Origin of the sequence: Nonomuraea sediminis (genome assembly GCF_018531495.1) — a bacterium.
In the GTDB taxonomy this organism is placed as follows: domain Bacteria; phylum Actinomycetota; class Actinomycetes; order Streptosporangiales; family Streptosporangiaceae; genus Nonomuraea; species Nonomuraea sediminis.
Window position 1 is genome coordinate 113,490 of record NZ_JAHDTI010000018.1, and the last position, 17,418, is coordinate 130,907.

General features: G+C 69.6%; 16 protein-coding genes. 10 read left to right on the forward strand and 6 right to left on the reverse strand.

The genetic code is table 11. The annotated features are described in order from the left end of the window. Positions 1 to 25 precede the first annotated feature (25 nt). The 4 genes from KIK09_RS49820 (at position 26) to KIK09_RS58720 (ending at position 5,006) form a co-directional block, all read left to right on the forward strand. A complete protein-coding gene (locus tag KIK09_RS49820; RefSeq protein ID WP_214326612.1) occupies positions 26 to 1,786 on the forward strand; it encodes an AMP-dependent synthetase/ligase in 1,761 nt (586 codons plus the stop codon). Between the two features lie 196 nt (positions 1,787 to 1,982). After that, positions 1,983 to 3,260, forward strand: coding sequence for an ABC transporter substrate-binding protein (locus tag KIK09_RS49825; protein WP_214326613.1), 1,278 nt, complete (start codon positions 1,983 to 1,985; stop codon positions 3,258 to 3,260). A 4-nt stretch (positions 3,261 to 3,264) separates the two neighbouring features. After that, positions 3,265 to 4,200 carry a carbohydrate ABC transporter permease gene (locus KIK09_RS49830; protein ID WP_214326614.1) on the forward strand — a complete coding sequence of 312 codons (936 nt, stop codon included), beginning with the start codon at positions 3,265 to 3,267 and terminating at the stop codon, positions 4,198 to 4,200. Further along, a complete protein-coding gene (locus KIK09_RS58720) occupies positions 4,197 to 5,006 on the forward strand; it encodes a carbohydrate ABC transporter permease (RefSeq protein ID WP_214326615.1) in 810 nt (269 codons plus the stop codon). The genes KIK09_RS49830 and KIK09_RS58720 overlap by 4 nt, the downstream gene beginning before the upstream one ends. Here the strand turns inward: KIK09_RS58720 and KIK09_RS49840 are convergent. Beyond that, positions 5,003 to 5,770 (reverse strand): DeoR/GlpR family DNA-binding transcription regulator, encoded by a 768-nt coding sequence (locus tag KIK09_RS49840; RefSeq protein WP_214326616.1) that lies wholly within the window; start codon positions 5,768 to 5,770, stop codon positions 5,003 to 5,005. The two genes, KIK09_RS58720 and KIK09_RS49840, sit on opposite strands and share 4 nt — an antisense overlap. A gap of 161 nt (positions 5,771 to 5,931) precedes the next feature. Here KIK09_RS49840 and KIK09_RS49845 point away from each other — a divergent pair, with 161 nt between their 5' ends. The 6 genes from KIK09_RS49845 (at position 5,932) to KIK09_RS49870 (ending at position 12,619) form a co-directional block, all read left to right on the forward strand. Further along, positions 5,932 to 6,960, forward strand: a complete 1,029-nt coding sequence (locus KIK09_RS49845) for a substrate-binding domain-containing protein (RefSeq protein ID WP_214326617.1) — start codon at positions 5,932 to 5,934, stop codon at positions 6,958 to 6,960. Beyond that, complete coding sequence (locus tag KIK09_RS49850) at positions 6,948 to 8,438, forward strand: sugar ABC transporter ATP-binding protein (RefSeq protein ID WP_214326618.1); 1,491 nt, start codon at positions 6,948 to 6,950, stop codon at positions 8,436 to 8,438. The genes KIK09_RS49845 and KIK09_RS49850 overlap by 13 nt, the downstream gene beginning before the upstream one ends. Continuing rightward, complete coding sequence (locus tag KIK09_RS49855; RefSeq protein ID WP_214326619.1) at positions 8,435 to 9,460, forward strand: ABC transporter permease; 1,026 nt, start codon at positions 8,435 to 8,437, stop codon at positions 9,458 to 9,460. Before KIK09_RS49850 ends, KIK09_RS49855 begins: the two co-directional genes overlap by 4 nt. A 125-nt stretch (positions 9,461 to 9,585) precedes the next feature. Continuing rightward, complete coding sequence (locus KIK09_RS49860; protein ID WP_250575066.1) at positions 9,586 to 10,839, forward strand: ABC transporter substrate-binding protein; 1,254 nt, start codon at positions 9,586 to 9,588, stop codon at positions 10,837 to 10,839. Next, entirely contained in the window at positions 10,839 to 11,705 is an 867-nt protein-coding gene (locus KIK09_RS49865) for a carbohydrate ABC transporter permease (RefSeq protein WP_214326621.1), read from the forward strand. The genes KIK09_RS49860 and KIK09_RS49865 overlap by 1 nt, the downstream gene beginning before the upstream one ends. Continuing rightward, the gene (locus KIK09_RS49870; RefSeq protein WP_214326622.1) at positions 11,702 to 12,619 is read left to right on the forward strand and encodes a carbohydrate ABC transporter permease; all 918 of its coding nucleotides are present in this window, start codon (positions 11,702 to 11,704) and stop codon (positions 12,617 to 12,619) included. Before KIK09_RS49865 ends, KIK09_RS49870 begins: the two co-directional genes overlap by 4 nt. A gap of 132 nt (positions 12,620 to 12,751) precedes the next feature. On the opposite strand, the gene KIK09_RS49875 is transcribed toward KIK09_RS49870, so the two are convergent. The 5 genes from KIK09_RS49875 to KIK09_RS49895 are packed head-to-tail and all read right to left on the reverse strand — an operon-like array spanning position 12,752 to position 17,365. Next, complete coding sequence (locus KIK09_RS49875; RefSeq protein ID WP_214326623.1) at positions 12,752 to 13,756, reverse strand: epoxide hydrolase family protein; 1,005 nt, start codon at positions 13,754 to 13,756, stop codon at positions 12,752 to 12,754. Positions 13,757 to 13,787: 31 nt separating this feature from the next. Continuing rightward, complete coding sequence (locus KIK09_RS49880) at positions 13,788 to 14,855, reverse strand: glycosyltransferase family 4 protein (RefSeq protein WP_214326624.1); 1,068 nt, start codon at positions 14,853 to 14,855, stop codon at positions 13,788 to 13,790. After that, on the reverse strand, positions 14,852 to 16,138 hold the full coding sequence (locus KIK09_RS49885; RefSeq protein ID WP_214326625.1) for a M48 family metallopeptidase: 1,287 nt from the start codon (positions 16,136 to 16,138) through the stop codon (positions 14,852 to 14,854). Before KIK09_RS49885 ends, KIK09_RS49880 begins: the two co-directional genes overlap by 4 nt. 3 nt (positions 16,139 to 16,141) lie before the next feature. Beyond that, a complete protein-coding gene (locus KIK09_RS49890) occupies positions 16,142 to 16,963 on the reverse strand; it encodes a gluzincin family metallopeptidase (RefSeq protein ID WP_214326626.1) in 822 nt (273 codons plus the stop codon). Positions 16,964 to 17,023: 60 nt separating this feature from the next. Next, positions 17,024 to 17,365: a C40 family peptidase gene (locus KIK09_RS49895; protein ID WP_308164770.1), complete on the reverse strand. Its 342-nt coding sequence runs from the start codon at positions 17,363 to 17,365 to the stop codon at positions 17,024 to 17,026. Positions 17,366 to 17,418 lie beyond the last annotated feature (53 nt).

Here is a 17,418-nt window from a genome sequence, read left to right on the forward strand (position 1 = left end):
CGTCCCCCGACGAGGAGTGAGCTTCGTGCGCGAGTACAGCGTCCCCGTGCTGGTGGATGTGCCCGCCTCGGCGAGCCTGAGCGACACCGTGTTCCGCCGCGGCGAGCAGGAGCGCGGCTCCGTGATCATGCGGCGCCAGGTGGACGGGGCTTGGTCCGCCGTCACCGCGGGCGAGTTCCGCGACCAGGTGGTGGCGCTGGCCAGGGGCCTGGTGGCGGCGGGGATCGAGCACGGCGACCGCATCGCGCTGATGTCGCGCACCCGCTACGAGTGGACGCTGATCGACTACGCGATCTGGTCGGTCGGGGCGGTCACGGTGCCGATCTACGAGACGTCCTCGGTCGAGCAGGTCAGGTGGATCCTGTCCGACAGCGGCGCCAAGGCCGCCTTCTACGAACTCGACCCGCACCTGGCGGCGATCGGCGAGGCCGCGCCCGACCTCAAGCTCGTGTGGGGCGTCGAGGACGCCCTCGACGGGCAGGACGTGTCCGAGGCCGACGTCCTGGAGCGCCGTTCCCAGGTCGGCGGGGCCGACCTGGCCTCGATCGTCTACACCTCCGGCACGACGGGACGGCCCAAGGGCTGCCGGATCACCCACGACAACCTGCTGTTCACCGCGCGCAACGCCATCCACGGTCCGGCCGAGCGGCTGTTCACCATCCCCGAGCCGTCGGCGCTGCTGTTCCTGCCGCTGGCGCACATCTTCGCCCGGCTCATCCAGGTCGCGGTGATCGAGTCGGGCGCGATCCTGGCGCACACGCCCAACATGAAGAACGTCGCGCCCGACCTGGCCTCGTTCCAGCCCACGTTCATGCTGGGCGTGCCGCGGGTGTTCGAGAAGGTCTACATCGGCGCCGAGCAGAAGGCGATCGCGTCCGGCAAGGGCAAGATCTTCGCGCGGGCCGCCGAGACTGCCGTGGAGTGGAGCAAGGCCGAGTCCTCCGGCGGCGCAGGCCTCGGCCTGCGGCTGCGCCACGCCCTGTTCGACCGGCTGGTGTACGGCAAGCTGCGCGCGGCCACCGGCGGCCACCTGCGCTACTGCATCAGCGGCGGCGGCGCGCTGGGCGAGCGGCTCGGCCGCTTCTTCCACGGCGTGGGCATCGAGATCCTCGAGGGCTACGGGCTGACGGAGACCACCGCGCCCTCCACGGTGAACATCCCGGGCGCCAACAAGTTCGGCACGGTCGGCAAGCCGCTGCCCGGCGTCACGATCGCCATCGGCGAGGACGGCGAGATCCTGGTCAAGGGCCGGCACGTCTTCGACGGCTACTGGAACAACGACACGCCCTCGCGCGACGCCGACGGCTGGTACCACACCGGCGACCTGGGCGACCTGGACGCCGACGGCTACCTGCGCATCACGGGGCGCAAGAAGGAGATCCTGGTCACGGCGGCGGGCAAGAACGTGGCGCCCGGGCCGATGGAGGACGTCATGCGCGCCCATCCGCTGGTCTCCCAGGCGATGGTCGTCGGCGACGGCCGGCCGTTCGTGGGGGCGCTGGTCACGCTCGACCCCGAGGCGCTCGACCACTGGAAGGCGACGCACAACCGGCCCGGCGCGACCCTGGCCGAGCTGCGCACGGACCCGGAGATCCTGGCCGAGGTCCAGTCGGCCGTCGACGCCGCCAACCGGACGGTGTCGCATGCCGAGCAGGTCAAGAAGTTCACTATCCTCGACGTGGACATCACCGAGGAGTCGGGCCACCTGACGCCCACGCTGAAGATCAAGCGCGCCGTGGTCATGCGCGACTTCGCCAAGGACGTCGACGCCCTCTACGGCTCCTGACGTCCGATCTCCGCTCACCCCGGTTCGCGGGGTTTCTTTGGCATGCCGTACGGCGTGTGAAGTGATCCTATCTTTTGCCCTTCTGGGGCCCTTCTCTTGACAGCTGTGGGCCGAATCACATACTAGTGATCCTACCTCTTGATAGTAAGAGTTCTTAACGATCCGGCGGTTCAGGAGGGTGACCACAGTGCACAGAATGTTCGCGGCGATGTTAGCCGCGGCGTTGGGCCTCACCGCGTGCTCGTCCGGTGGCGGCTCTCAGAGCTCGACGGCGCCGTCGTCGTCGGCCCCCGGGAAACAGAAGGTCTCCTTCCTCGTCTTCCCCTCGCCCAACCTCCCGGAGTCGTACTGGAAGGCCCAGGTCGACCTGGTGACCAAGGCGAATCCGGATCTGGAGGTGGAGCTGGTCTCCGCCCCCTCGGAGTCCGACCGCAACGACTACGCCAAGCAGCTCGCGGCCTCGGGCCAGCTGCCCGACGTGCAGATCGGCATGCAGGACCTGGTGGCGCTCGAGCCGAACCTGGCGACCTGGTCGCAGGAGGAGCTCAAGGACTTCCTCTGCCCCACCTGCGGCGCCGTCAACGGCAAGGTGCTGCAGCTGCCGACCAACACCCAGACGATCCCCAACGTCTACTACAACAAGAAGCTCTTCCAGAAGGCCGGGATCGCCGCCCCGCCCAAGACCTACGCCGAGCTGCTGGCCGACGCCGAGAAGCTGAAGGGCAAGGGCATCACGCCGTTCGTCAGCGGCGGCGTGTTCGTCACCTCGCAGCCGTGGACGGCGCTGCTGGCCAACGACCTGTACGCCAAGGCGCCCGACTGGATGGCCAAGCGGCGCGGCGGTGAGGTGAAGTTCGCCACGGACGCGGGGTTCAAGGCGGCCACGCAGAAGTTCGCCGACCTGGCGGCCAAGGGCTACATCGACAAGCGGCAGATCGGTCAGGACTACCCCAAGACGCAGGAGGCGTTCCTGGCGGGCCAGGGCGCGATGTACCCGATGGGCAGCTGGTTCGCCGCGGCGGCCGACAAGTCGCCGATCAAGGATGACATCGGCGTGTTCGCCTGGCCGAGCGACGACGGCAGCCTGCACATGCCGACGTTCACGGGCGGCGGGCTGTCGGTGAGCGCGAGCGCGAAGAACCCGGCCGCGGCCAAGAAGTTCGCGCTGGCCTTTCAGCTGCAGAAGGAGAACCTGGACGCCTCGGTCAAGGCCGACGCGCTGTTCCCGGCGATCAAGGGCTACACGCCGCCGTCCGACACGGGCCCGGTGTTCAAGGCCACCTACGACCTGTGGCAGCAGGCGCAGCAGTCCAACGCGACCGTGCCCGCGTTCTCGTGGGAGGCGGGCGACGCGGCGATGCTGCCCGGCATGCAGGGCAAGTTCTGGTCCACGGCGCAGGACCTGGTCAGCGGCAAGAAGACCGTCGACCAGGCGCTGCAGTTCCTGGATACCGAGTGGGAGAAGTCCGGCTGACGCGATGGCGGTCGACACCGAGATACGCCGTGAGCCCAGGCACGCGCAGGCGCCCGCGCGGCCCGGCCGGGGGCCTGGGCTCTGGCACTTCCTGACCTTCGCCGCCCCCGGCACGCTGATCTACTTCTGCTTCGTGGTGCTGCCGATCGGGCTGAGCTTCGGCTACAGCCTGACCAACCAGGCGCTGCTGCGGCCGAAGACCCAGTTCGTGGGGCTGCGCAACTACAAGCTGCTGCTGCAGGACGACACCTTCCTGCAGTCGCTGAGGGTGACCACGATCCTCACCCTGATCGTGGTGATCGTGCCCAACGTCCTCGGGGTGGCCATCGCCGTCCTGCTCGACCGCAAGGGCTGGCTCTACAACGCGCTGCGCAGCGTGTTCTTCACGCCGATGGTCATCAGCTCGGTGGTCATCAGCGTGATCTGGACGCGCATCCTGGCCGACGACGGGCCGATCAACCAGGCGCTGCGCGGGCTCGGCGTGCGCCAGCCACCTGGCTGGCTGTCGGATCCCGACCTGGCGCTCTACTCCCTGTCGTCCATCGTCTGCTGGCAGATGCTCGGCTTCTGCGTGGTGGTCTACCTGGCAGGGCTGCAGGGCGTGCCGCAGGACCTGGCCGAGGCGGCGGCCATCGACGGGGCCGGGCCGGTGCGGCGCTTCCGCAGCATCACCTGGCCGCTGCTGGCTCCCGCGCTGACGATCAACACGGTGGTCCTGCTGATCTCCGCCTTCAAGATCTTCGACCACGTGAAGGTGATCACGAACGGCGGGCCGGGCACGGGCACCACGGCGACGGTGGCCTTCGTGATCCTCCAGGAGGGATTCGTGGAGAACCGCACCGGTTACGCCAGCGCCGAGGCCGTGGTGATGCTCGTGATCATCGCGGCGCTGGCCGTACTGGCTCTGAGAATCCTGCAGCGGAGGGAGGTGCAGCTGTGAGGCGTTCGCTGGTGGCGCTGGTGGTGGGCGGGCTGTTCTTCATCCCGCTCTACATCGCGCTGATCAACGTGTTCAAGCCGAGCAGGGAGGTCGCGGCGGGGGCGATGTCGCTGCCGGCGCCGCCCACGCTGGACAACCTGGTGCGCGTGCTGACCAGCCCGGACAGCCTGTTCTGGTCGTCGCTGCGGACCAGCGTGATCGTGACCGGCCTGTCGATCGTGATCCTGACGGTGCTGTCGGCCATGCTCGGGCACTACCTGGCCAGGAAGTCCACCTGGTGGTCCAAGACGATCATGGTGTTGCTGCTGTGCGGGCTGATGATCCCGCCGCAGGTGATCCTCATCCCGATCACGCAGGTGCTGAAGGCCTTCGGGCTGATGTCCACACTGCAGGGGCTGGTCCTGTTCAACGTCGGCTACTACGTGCCGTTCGGGGTGTTCGTGTTCTCGGGCTTCATGAAGGGGGTGCCCAAGGAACTGGAGGAGGCGGCGGCCATCGACGGGGCCTCGCGCTGGCAGACGTTCTGGCGGATCGTCTTCCCGCTGCTGCGGCCCGCCACGGCGAGCGTGCTGATCTTCCTGGGGGTGTGGATCTGGAACGACTTCCTCAACCCGCTGATCATCTACGGCCCGCGCGAGGGAACGACGATCATGACGGGGATCTACAAGTCGCTGGGGCAGTACGCGGCCGACTTCGGCGGGATGTTCGCGCTGATGTTCCTGGCCACGCTGCCGATCCTGATCTTCTACCTGCTGCTGCAGAAGCAGTTCGTCAAGGGGCTGACGGGCGGCGCCACCAAGGGTTAGGCGATGATCAGCTCGCCGACCTGCTCGGCGAGCGCGCTCTTGGCCGACTCCGGCAGGCCGGCGTCGCACACCAGCACGTCGGCCTCGCCGAGCCGGGCGATGGTGCTGATGCCCACGGTGCCCCACTTGGTGTGGTCGGCCAGCACGACCAGGCGGCCCGCGGCCTCGACCATGGCCCTGTCGGTCTCGGCCTCCATCAGGTTCGGCGTGGTGAAGCCGGCCCGCACGGTCATGCCGTGCACGCCGAGCAGCAGCACGTCCACGTTGAGCTGGCGGACAGCCGCGACCGCGACGGGGCCGACGAGCGCGTCGGAGGGCGTGCGCGTGCCGCCGGTGAGCACGACCGTCTGGTCGGGGCGGCCGCCGCGCTGGAAGACGTCGGCGATCCTGATCGAGTTCGTCAGCACGGTCAGCCCCGGCGTGGCGGCCAGGTGGTGTGCCAGCGTCCACGTGGTGGTCCCCGCCGACAGGGCCACCGCGCTGCCCGGCCGTACCAGCCGGGCGGCGGCCCTGGCGATGGCCTGCTTCTCGGCTTCCTGCTGCCCGGACTTGGCGGCGAAGCCGGGCTCGTCGGTGGAACCCGCGTCGAGCGTGGTGGCGCCGCCGTGCACCTTGGCCAGCAGGCCGCGTTCGGCCAGCACCTCCAGGTCGCGGCGGATCGTGATGTCCGAGACGCCGAACTCGCGGACCAGGTCCGCGACGCGCACGCCGCCGTTGAGCCGGACCAGGTCCAGGATCGCCTGCTGTCGTTGCCGGGCGAGCATCGCATCACCAGGTTCCCACAGTTTCCGACATGCCTCGGACCGCATCATGTCACAGCTTTTCCACAAATCTAGTGGTGGGTCTTGCGCGGTTCTGGGGAGTTGTGGAGGCTCCTAATAAGAAACCTTCTTTACTTCGGGGCTCTAGAGGAAGCGAGCAGACCATGAGACTGGTCTCCGTGTTGGCCGTCCTCGCGATCGGAGTGGCAGCCTGTTCGTCGGGCAAGGAAGCGACCACCGCGAGCCGGCCTCCCCAGCAGCAGTCGGGCAAGGTGACCATCGCCTACCTGCAGAAGCAGGGCGACCAGGAGTACTTCATCGGCGAGGCCAACGGCGCCAGGGACAAGGCCAAGGAGCTCGGCGTCGACCTGCAGGTCGTGGACCTGGGCGAGGACACCAACAAGGCGGTCAGCGAGACGCAGGCCGCGATCGGCAAGAAGGTCGGCGGCATCGTCATCGTGGTCCCCGCCCCCGCGGTCGGCCCGCAGGTCGTGCAACTGGCCAAGGACGCGGGCATCCCGCTGCTCACCTCCGACGACCAGGTGTGCGTGGACGCCCCGGACCCGTCGACGTGCGCCAAGGACAAGCTGGTGCCCCGGGTGGGCTTCTCCGGCACCCAGATGGGCGAGGCGGTCGGCACCCGCGCGGGTGAGGAGTTCAAGAAGGCCGGCTGGAAGAAGGAGGACACCGCGGTCATCACGGCCTGGCAGCAGGACGTGACCGTGTGCACCGACCGGGTCAAGGCGGCCGTGCCCAAGTTCGAGCAGGCGGCCGGGATCAGCGGCGAGAAGGTGATCGAGGTCGGCACCGACAACACCCCGACCGGGGCGCAGGACAAGGTCGCGGCCACGATCAGCGGCAACCGCGGCGTCAAGAACTGGGTCATCCTCGGCTGCAACGACGAGAACGTCAGCGGCGGGGTGACCGCCATGCAGAACGCCGGCATCAAGCCCGGCAACATCATCGGCGTCGGCCTCGGCGCCTACCTGGCCTGCAAGGACTGGAACAGCGGCAAGCCCACGGGCATGAAGGCGGCCCTGTTCATCAACGGCTACGAGGTCGGCAAGCTGGCCGTGCAGACGATGTACGACAACATCAAGAGCGGCAAGACGATGCCGCCCGAGGCCTTCGCCCCCACCAAGATGGTCGACCCGGGCAACTGGCAGGCAGAAGGGGTCAAGTGCTCCGCGTAGAGGACCTGTCCAAGCACTTCGCCGGGGTCCAGGCCCTGCGGGGAGTCACCGTCGACTTCCCCGCGGGGCAGGTCACGGCGCTGATGGGCGAGAACGGCGCGGGCAAGTCCACGCTCATCAAGATCGTGAACGGTGACCACCGTCCCGACGCGGGCCGGGTCCTGCTCGACGAGCGTCCGCTCGACCTGCACTCCCCCGCCGACGCCCGCCGCGCGGGCATCCGGGTGATCGGCCAGGAGCCGGAGATCATCCCGCACGTGACGGTGGCCGAGAACGTCTACGCCGGCGCCCTGCCCCGCCGCCGGGGGCGCCTGCTGGACCGGGCCGCGCTGAACGCCCACGTCCGCGACGACCTGGCGCGGCTGGGCTTCGAGCACGCGCTCGACCCCGGCACGCCGGGCTCGGCGCTCACTCCGGCGCAGCGCCAGCTCGTGGAGATCCTGCGGGCGCTGACGGGCGAGGCCAAGGTGATCGCCTTCGACGAGCCCACCTCCTCGCTCGGCGAGCACGAGACGGAGGCGCTGTTCGCGCTGATCGGCCGGCTGCGCGAGCAGGGCATGGCCATCGTCTACGTCTCGCACCGCCTCAAGGAGATCTTCCGGCTCGCCGACCGCATCGCCGTCCTGCGCGACGGCTCCCTGGTGGGCGTACGGCAGGCCGCGGCCTCCACGGAGGGCGAGATCGTCCGCATGATGGTGGGCCGCGACCTGTCGGCGATGTTCGAACGACCGGACGTCCCGGCAGGCGAGGTCGTGCTCGACGTCAGGAACGTCACCACCGACGACGTCCACGACATCAGCCTCCAGGTGCGCGCGGGCGAGGTGGTGGCACTGGCCGGGCTGGTCGGCGCGGGCCGCTCGGAGCTGACCAGGGCGCTGACCGGCGACCTGCCGATCCGCTCGGGCACCGTGAGCGTGGCGGGCCGGGTCCTGAGGCTGCGCCACCCGGGCGACGCGGTGCGGGCCGGGCTCGGCTACGCCCCGGAGGAGCGCAAGGCGCAGGCGCTGTTCCTGGAGCGGACCGTGCGCGACAACACCTCGCTGGTCATCCTGGACCGGCTGCGGACGCTCCGCTTCATCAGGCGCGGCGCCGAGCGGGCGGCGGTGCGGGAGTTCGTGGGCCGCCTGCGGGTGCGGACCCCGTCGATCGAGCACGAGGTGCGCAAGCTGTCGGGCGGCAACCAGCAGAAGGTGGTGCTGGCGCGCTGGCTGGCCCGCAGGCCGAAGGTGCTGATCCTGGACGAGCCCACCCGGGGCATCGACGTGGGCGCCAAGGCGGAGATCTACCACATCGTCGCCGACCTGGCCCGCGACGGCGTGGCCGTGCTGGTGGTCTCCTCCGAGCTGCCCGAGGTGCTCGGCCTGGCCGACCGGGTGCTGGTGATGCGGAACGGCAGGGTGGCCGGCGAGCTCTCCCGGGCGCGGGCCTCGGAGGAAGCGATCCTGACACTGGCCATGGGACTGGAAGGCGAGCTATGACCTCCCGCACGCAATCCGTCGCCCCCGAGGTGGAGCGGCGGCGGAGCAGGCTGGTGACCGCGATCGCCGCCGTGGGCGCGCAGAACCTCATCCTGGTGCTGGCCATCGTCATGGTCGCCGCGCTGTTCGGCGTGCTCGACCCGGGATATCTGGCCTGGAGCAACATCCGCGTGATCGGTGACGCGGTGACGATCGCCGGGCTGCTCGCGGTCGTGCAGACCGTGGTCATCATCTGCGGCGCGCTGGACATCTCGGTGGGTTCGGCCACCGGCGTGGCCTCGGTGGTGTCGGCGATGACCTTCATGGCCACCGATCGCAACCCGTGGCTGGGCATGGGTGCCGCGCTGGTCGTCGGGGTGCTCCTGGGGCTGGTCAACGGCGTGATCATCGTCTACGGGCGGGTGAACGCGGTGATCGCCACGCTGGCGACGCTGGCCGCCTACAAGGGGCTCGCGCAACTGCTGTCGGGCGGGGCGGCCCAGGGGTACGTGCTGGGCGACGACGTGTTCATCTTCATCTCGCGCGGCGCTGTCCTCGGGTTGCCGACGATGGTGTGGATCCTGGCGGTGGTGGCGCTGGCCGTACACGTCCTGCTGAAGTACACCGACATCGGGCGGAACCTGTACGCGATCGGCGGCAACGACACGGCGGCCCGGCTGGCCGGGATCGACATCAACAAGTACCTCATCGCCGTCTACGTGCTGGCCGGGATCGTGGCGGCGGTGGCCGGGGTCATCCTGACCGCGCGCATCGGTTCCGGGCACCCCACCTCGGGCAGCACCGGGCTGGAGCTGAAGGCGATCACCGCGGCCGCGCTCGGCGGGTGCGCGCTCAAGGGCGGCAAGGGCGGCGTCGGCGGGACGCTGCTGGCGGTCGTCCTGCTGGGCGCGCTGGAGAACGGGCTGACCTTCCACGGCATCAGCACGTTCTGGCAGAACGTGGCCCAGGGCGCGCTGCTGGTCATCGCGGTCGTCATCCAGCAACGGCGCAGCGGAGAGCGGGCCGTAGGACTTCCGACATAAGACTGTTGTTTGACAGTCCGATTTGTTGGATTTTCGATGAATGAAGGTGAGCGAACTCGGGGGAATCTGAGTGGTCCGGGCAAGGAGGAATCACCATGGCCCAACAATCGATCTCCCGTCGGAACATGCTTCTGGGCACCGCGGCCGCGTTCGGGGTCCCCGCGCTCCTCACGGCGTGCGGCACCGGCACGAACACGTCCACGGCCGGCAAGCCTTCCGGCGGCCTCGGCACGGTCACGCTCGGCTCCAACGCCTCCGACGAGATCCCGAAGAAGAGCCTGGAGACGCAGATCGCGGCGTTCAAGCAGGCCCAGGTCAAGATCAACACGGTTGACCACAACACCTTCCAGGAGAACATCAACCGCTACCTCAAGGGCACGCCGGAGGACGTGTTCACCTGGTTCGCCGGTTACCGCATGCAGTTCTTCGCCGCACAGGGCCTGGCCACGGACATCTCGGACGTGTGGCAGGAGATCGGCGCCGACTACACGCCCGCCTTCAAGGCCGCCTCGACCGGCCAGGACGGCAAGCAGTACTTCGTGCCGTCCACCTACTACCCGTGGGCGGTCTTCTACCGCAAGAGCCTGTGGCAGCAGAAGGGCTACCAGCCGCCCAAGACGCTGGACGAGTACATCGCGCTGGCCAAGAAGATGAAGGCCGACGGGCTCATCCCGATCGCCTTCGCCGACAAGGACGGCTGGCCGGCGATGGGCACCTTCGACATCCTGAACATGCGGATGAACGGCTACGACTTCCACATCTCGCTCATGGGCGGCAAGGAGTCGTGGACGGACCCGAAGGTCAAGCAGGTCTTCGACACCTGGCGGGGCCTGCTGGAGTACCACCAGCCGGCGGCGCTGGGCCGTACCTGGCAGGAGGCCGGGCAGTCGCTGCAGCAGAAGAAGACCGGCATGTACCTGCTGGGGATGTTCGTGGCCCAGCAGTTCCCCGAGAGCGAGCGCGACGACATCGACTTCTTCACCTTCCCCGAGATCAACCCCTCGTTCGGGACCGACTCCATCGACGCGCCCATCGACGGCTACATGATCTCGGCCAAGGCCAAGAACGTGGACGGCGCCAAGGCGCTGCTCAAGCACCTGGCCCAGGCCACCACCCAGAACATGGCCACCAAGCTGGACCCCGGCACGCTGGCCGCCAGCTCCAAGGCCGACCCCAGCGGCTACAGCTCGCTGCAGAAGCGCGGCGCCGAACTGGTCAACCAGGCCACGCACATCGCCCAGTTCCTCGACAGGGACACCAGGCCCGACTTCGCCTCGACAGTGATGATCCCGTCGTTGCAGACGTTCATCACCAAGCCCAACGACGTCGACTCGCTGCTGGCGAGCATCGAGAAGCAGAAGGCCAACATCTTCCAGTGATGAAGACCCGTCGCTATTCCACCCGGGACAAGGTGCTCCTGGCGGGCGGGCTCGGGGTGGCCGTCGTGGTCAACGTGGGTCTCATCTGGGGGCCCACGCTGGCCTCGGTCGCGCTGTCCGGCACGGGCTGGAACGGGATCGGGCCGATCAAGTGGGTGGGCGGGGAGAACTACGGCCAGCTGGCCACGGACTACCCGCCCTTCTGGTCGGCCGTCAGGAACAACCTGCTGTGGCTGGGGTTCCTGGGTCTGATCGCCACGCCGTTCGGGCTGTTCTGCGCGGTGCTGCTGGATCGGAAGCTGCGCTTCTCGCGGGTGTACCAGAGCGCCCTGTACATGCCTGTGGTGCTGTCGCTGGCGGTGGTGGGCTTCATCGCCCAGCTCGTCTACTCGTCCGACTACGGCGTCCTGAACGCGATATTTCATCTCAAGGTGGACTGGCTGGGTGACCGGGCCATCAACATCTGGGTCGTGATGATCGCCGCCGGGTGGCGCCATGTCGGCTATGTCATGATCATCTACCTGGCCGGGCTCAAGGCCGTGGATCCGGCGCTGAAGGAGGCCGCCGCGATCGACGGGGCCAACGAGGCGCAGGCCTTCTTCCGCGTCGTGTTCCCCACCCTGCGCCCCGTCAACGTGATCGTGCTGGTCATCACGGTGATCGAGGCGCTGCGTGCCTTCGACATCGTCTACGCCATCAACAAGGGCCGCAACGGGCTGGAGCTGCTGTCGGTGCTGGTCACGGAGAACATCGTGGGCGAGGCCAGCCGGATCGGGTTCGGCTCGGCCATCGCGGTGATCCTGCTGGTGATCTCGCTCGGCTTCATCGTCACCTATCTGTCCCAGCTGTTCAGGGAGGAACGATGACGCTCACCGCACCGGCCGCCTCGAAGACCACCGGCAGTTCGCGGACCAGCACCCGCAAACCGGTCAGGCCGCTGCGGATCCTGCTGTACGCGTTCCTGTCGCTGGTGGCGCTGGGCTGGATCCTGCCGCTGGCGCTGGCCGTCTACGCCTCGCTGCGGCCCTACGACGAGACCTCGCGGCTGGGCTACTTCTCGCTGCCCAAGCACCTGACGCTCGGCTACTACGGGCAGGCCTGGGGCGAGGCGGACCTGCCCAAGTACTACCTCAACACGCTGATCATCGTGATCCCCGGGGTGCTGATCACGCTGGCGCTGGCCTCGTTCACCGCCTTCGCGATCTCCCGGCTGCGCATCCCCGGCCGCAAGGTGCTGCTGATCGTCTTCACCGCGGGGAACCTGCTGCCGCCGCAGGTGCTCATCACGCCGCTGTACACGCTCTACACGCTGATCCCGCTGCCGTCGTGGATCTCGGACTCGCAGTCGCTCTACGACTCCTATCTCGGGCTGATCCTTATCCACGTGGCCTTCCAGTTCGGGTTCTGCGTGTTCGTGATGTCCAACTTCATGCGGACGATCCCCGAGGAGATCACCGAGGCCGCGCTGGTGGACGGGGCCTCGGTGTGGCGGCGCTACTGGCAGCTCACGCTGCCGCTGTGCCGGCCGGTGCTGGCGGCGCTCAGCACGCTGCAGTTCACCTGGATGTACAACGACTTCCTGTGGGCGCTGGTGCTGATGTCGTCGGGCGACAAGCTGCCGGTCACCTCGGCGCTGAACAACCTGCGCGGGCAGTTCTTCACCGACTACAACCTGCTGGCCGCCGGCTCGGTGCTGGTGGCGCTGCCCACGCTGATCGTCTTCCAACTGCTGCACAAACAGTTCGTCGCCGGCCTGACTCTTGGATCCACGAAAGGATGATCTTGCTGTTGTACGGCGGGCCGCCCCACCGGCCGCCCGCCGCACTCCGGCCGAGGGCCCGCGACCGGCGCTTGCGGCGAGTCGGGGATGCTTGCCCGCCGTCACGGCGCACGGAACGCATCCGGACGGGATTCAGCGGAGCCCGTCGAAGAAGGCGTGGATGTCGTCGGCCAGGGTCTGCGGGGCCTGGTGGGCGGCGTAGTGGCCGCCGCCCTCATGCGTGCGCCAGGAGACGATGTCCGCGTGGTCGCGGCGGGCCAGGGCCGGGACCGAGCGGAAGATGTCGCCCGTGAACTCCGAGACGGCGATCGGGAAGCGGGTGGGCCCGGCGGGGCGCGGGGCGCGCGCGTCCTGGTGGTAGAAGCGGATGGCCGAGCCTCCGGTGCCGGTCAGCCAGTACAGGGTCACGTTGGTGAGGGCGAACTCGGCGGGGACCTCCTCGCCGAACAGCTGCCCGTTCCAGGCCAGCAGCCCAACGGGCGAGTCGTCGAGCGCGGGCGCCACGATCTGCGGCTGGAGGGCGTGCACCCGCAGGTAGGCGCCGCGCCGCGAGATGAACTCCTGGCCGGCGCGCAGCCGCTCGGCGTCCTCGGGATCCAGCTCGAGCGGCCCGCCGTCGGGCAGCGAGAAGATCTGCGTGACGTGCACCCCCGCCACGTGCTCGGGATCGAGCCGTCCCAGCTCCAGCGAGACGAACGTGCCCAGGTCGTTGCCCACGGCCCCGTAGCGGCCGTAGCCGAGCCGCCGCATCAGCTCCGCCCACGCCCTGGCCGTCCGGTACCGGTCCCATCCTCTGGCGGGCCCGGAGAACCCGAACCCGGGCAGCGAAGGGATCACCAGGTCGTAGCCGGCCAGCGGCTCGATCACGTCCAGGTACTCCACCACCGACCCGGGCCAGCCGTGCGTCAGGATCAGCGGGAACGCGCCCGGCGAGGCGGAGCGGACGTGCAGGAAGTGGATCCGCTGCCCGTCGATCTCGGTGGTGAACTGCGGGTGGGTGTTGAGCCTGGCCTCCCAGGCCCGCCAGTCGTACCGGTCGCGCCAGTACGCGACCTCCGCGGGCTCCTCGATCCCCTTCAGCCGCGCGGCCAGGTCGTCGAGCGCGGCCTGCGGAATGTCGACCAAGAACTCATTCATGACAGCATGCTGTCGTATCGACAGCATGCTGTCAATTGAGCAGGGCGTGGAACCGGGCGGCGACGAGGTCCCAGGCCCACTCCCTGGTCACCCAGTCGCGCCCCTGGGCGCCGAGCTTGCGTGCCCTGTCCGGGTCCGCGAGGAGCTCGACCAGGGCCGCCGCCACCTCCTCCACGTCGGTCCCGTCGACCACGAGGCCCGTCTCGCCGTGCCGTACCGCGTCGGGGGCGCCGCCCGAGTCCCCCGCCACCACCGGCAGGCCGCTGGCCGACGCCTCCAGGAAGACGATCCCCAGCCCCTCCACGTCGATCCCGCGCAGGCGGGTACGGCACGGCATCGCGAACACCGAGGCGGCCGCGTAGTAGCCGGGCAGCCGATCGGCGGGGACGCTGCCCGCGAAGCGGATCGACGGCGTCCCGTCGGCCAGCCGCTCCAGCCGCCTCCTGTCGGGCCCGCCGCCCACCAGCACCAGCTCGGCGTCGGGAACGGCGGCCAGGACCCGCGGCCACGCCCTGATGAGCTGGTCCTGCCCCTTGCGCGGCACCAGCCGCGACACGCACAGCACGGTGGGCCGGTCGCCCGACCCGGGGCGGAACAGGTCCACGTCCACGCCGGGGGCCAGCCGTACCAGCTTCTCCCGGGGGATCACGGTGGCCAGCCGGGCGCGCGTGTACTCCCCCAGGTAGGTCACCACGTCCGCGTGCTCGCCGATGCGCCGCATCGCGTCGCGGAACAGCGGCGTGCTGGCCCAGGACGCCTCGTGCCCGTGCGTCAGCATGACGATCCGCCGCGCCCCCGCCTCGCGCAGCCGGGGCGCCATCATGCCGAGCGGCGCCGCCGCGCCGAAGACGACCGTGTCAGCGCCGTGCGAGGCGACCAGCCGCGCAGCCTGCCGCGCCACCGCGGGCGTCGGCAGCATGAGCGAGGTGGGATGGCGCACGATCTCGTACGGCTGCCGCCGGTCGAACTCGGCGCACCCCTGCCACGCCGGCGCGTAGACCGCCACGTCCGGCGTGCGCAGGGCCAGCCCGTGCACGAACGACTGGATGCCGCCCGGTCGCGGGGGGAAATCGTTCGTGACGATGAGCACCCTCGTCATGGTGGTACCGGCGTGCCGTTCAGCAGGGCCCAGGAGCGGGCCATGGCGATGCGCTGGGGCGCCGTGGGATGCGAGGCATAGAGCACATATTCCACAACATTCGGCGACAAGTCGGAAATGTTGGTGACGGCGAGCCGCTTCTGCATCGACACGAACGTGGCCGGATCCCGCGTCAGGTCCAGCGCGAAGGCGTCGGCACGGGCCTCGACGTGCCGGCTGACGAGGTTCTCCCCCGGCCCTGACACCACGGTGGCCAGGCTCATCAGCCCGATGACCACGCCCACCGCGCGCGGGTCGGCGATCGAGCCGACTCCGGCGCGCCGCCGTACCAGCGGGAAGATCACGAACAGCAGCCCGGCGCCGAAGGCGGCGGTGAGCGCGCCGACCAGCGTGCCGTAGATGACGTCCTGGTGCTCGGCGTGGCCCAGCTCGTGGGCCACGACCAGCTCGATGTCCTTCTCCGGCGCCTGGAGCAGCGTGTCGTAGACGACGATGCGCCGCGTGGCCCCGAACCCCGAGACGTAGGCGTTGAGCGCCGTGGTCCGCCGGGAGGCGTCGGCCACGAGCACGTCCTCAACGGGCACGTCGGCCCGTGTGGCCATACCGAGCAGCTTGGTGCGCAGCGGCCCCGAGGGCAGCGCGCGGAAGTCGTTGAACATCGGCTCGACCACGACCGGGTAGACGAACGAGGCCACCACCGTGAACAGCGCGGCGCCGATGGCCGCGGGGATCCACCAGCGCTTCAGCCTGCGTGCCAGGGCCATGAGCACGAGCAGCATGACCGACAGGGTCACCACGTTGATCGCGATGCCCTTGAGGCGGTCGGCGGTCCAGCTCGCCCAGTTCTGGGTGGACAGGCCGTACTGGCGAAGGATCGACTCGTACCACATGCCGAGCGGCCAGCGCAGCAGCTCGACGATCGCGGTCAGCACCAGCACGCCGAGCACGATCCGCACCCACCTGGGCCCCCGCAGGCGGGCCAGCAGCCGCGCGCCGTACGGCGTGGCGACCAGGACCCCGGCGAAGGCGATCGTCAGCCCGAGCGAGAGGTAGCCGGGGACGCTGGTGGCGGCGTCGAAGGCGTCGGCGCGGGCGATCTGCGCGGCCGTGAAGTCGCGCGCCGGGTCCGGCGGGACGTACGGGGCCTGCGGCGGCAGCGGCCGCCACGGCGTGGTGAGGATCACGACGGCCACGATCAGCGCCCCCAGGATCACCAGCGCGATGCCGGTCCCCCGCGACGGCCGCGCGTCCTTGGCGGTCTCGTCAGGCGTCGTGTCGATCATGTGTCACCCCAGTCGCTCGCGCACGTAGTCGCGCCACATCCCGGTCAGCCGCGCGACGTCCAGCCCTGCCGTCGCGCGCAGTGCCCGGTCCACTCCTCGGGCCCGCGCGTCGCGGTAGAGCGCCACCAGCCTCTCCTCACCGAAGCGCTCAGCCAGGAAGCGACACGCCAGCCACGCCTCCTGATAGCTCTGCGCCAGCCGTACGGTGCCCGGCGCGAACCCGCCGGGACCGGGCAGCGCGCGCGGCACGCGGCCCGCTCTGACCTCCGCCCGCAGTTCCGCCGCGGCCACGGGCAGGCTGAGGCCCGAGTCCTTGTAGGCGACGTAGTCGGCGAAGCCCTCGTAGAGCCACGGCGGCAGTCCGCGCGTGCCCGCGGCGACGTGGGTGAGCTCGTGGGTGAGGACCACGTCCCGGCCCGTGGGGGTGAGCCTGGCGAAGCCGTCGGGCACCACGATCACCCGGTCCCCGTCGGCCAGCGCCGCCAGCCCCGCGACGGAGCCCACTGCGGCCAGCCGGGCCGCCTCCGCCGTCGAGGCGGGAACCACGACGTGGGGAGTCACGGTGGTGCCCAGGACCGCGGAGACGCGCCGGGCGGCGGTGTCGGCCCGGCGGGCCAGGTCGCGCAGGAGCGCCGGATCCGCGCCGACCCCGGTGACGTCTGACAGCTCGCCCCGGACCACCTGAGCGCTCCCGGCGGGCGTCACGGATGCCCGCTCTGCCGCAGCAGGGCGGGCGGCGGGCGGGATTTGAGGCGCGGCGGCGCCGCCGAGCCCGAACAGCAGCAGGCCCGCCATCACCACTCTGCGGCTCACCTGCACGGACACGATGCTCGATGGTAAGCACGAAGGCCCCGCCCCACAAACGGGGCGGGGCCTTCGTGACGGTCAGAGCCCGGGTCGGACCGCTCCGGCGAACGTCGACTTCCGATATCCGCTGAGCTTGTCGATCCGGACCCGCTCACCCGTTCTCGGCGAGTGGATCATCTTGCCGTGTCCGACATACATGCCCACGTGGCCAAGCCCGTGGAAGAACATCAGGTCACCCGGCTGGAGATCCTTCCAGGAGACCTTCTTCCTGATGCGGGCGAACTGGCTTGCCGCCACGCGGGGGAGCTTGACCCCGGCCTTGCGCCAGGCGTACTGGACAAGACCGGAGCAGTCGAAGGAGCCGGGCCCGGTGGCCCCGTAGCGGTACGGGTCACCGATCTGAGCCTTGGCCGTGCTCACGGCCTTACGGGCCCTCGATTGCTGCCGAGCCAATGTGGCCGCCCTCGCCGACT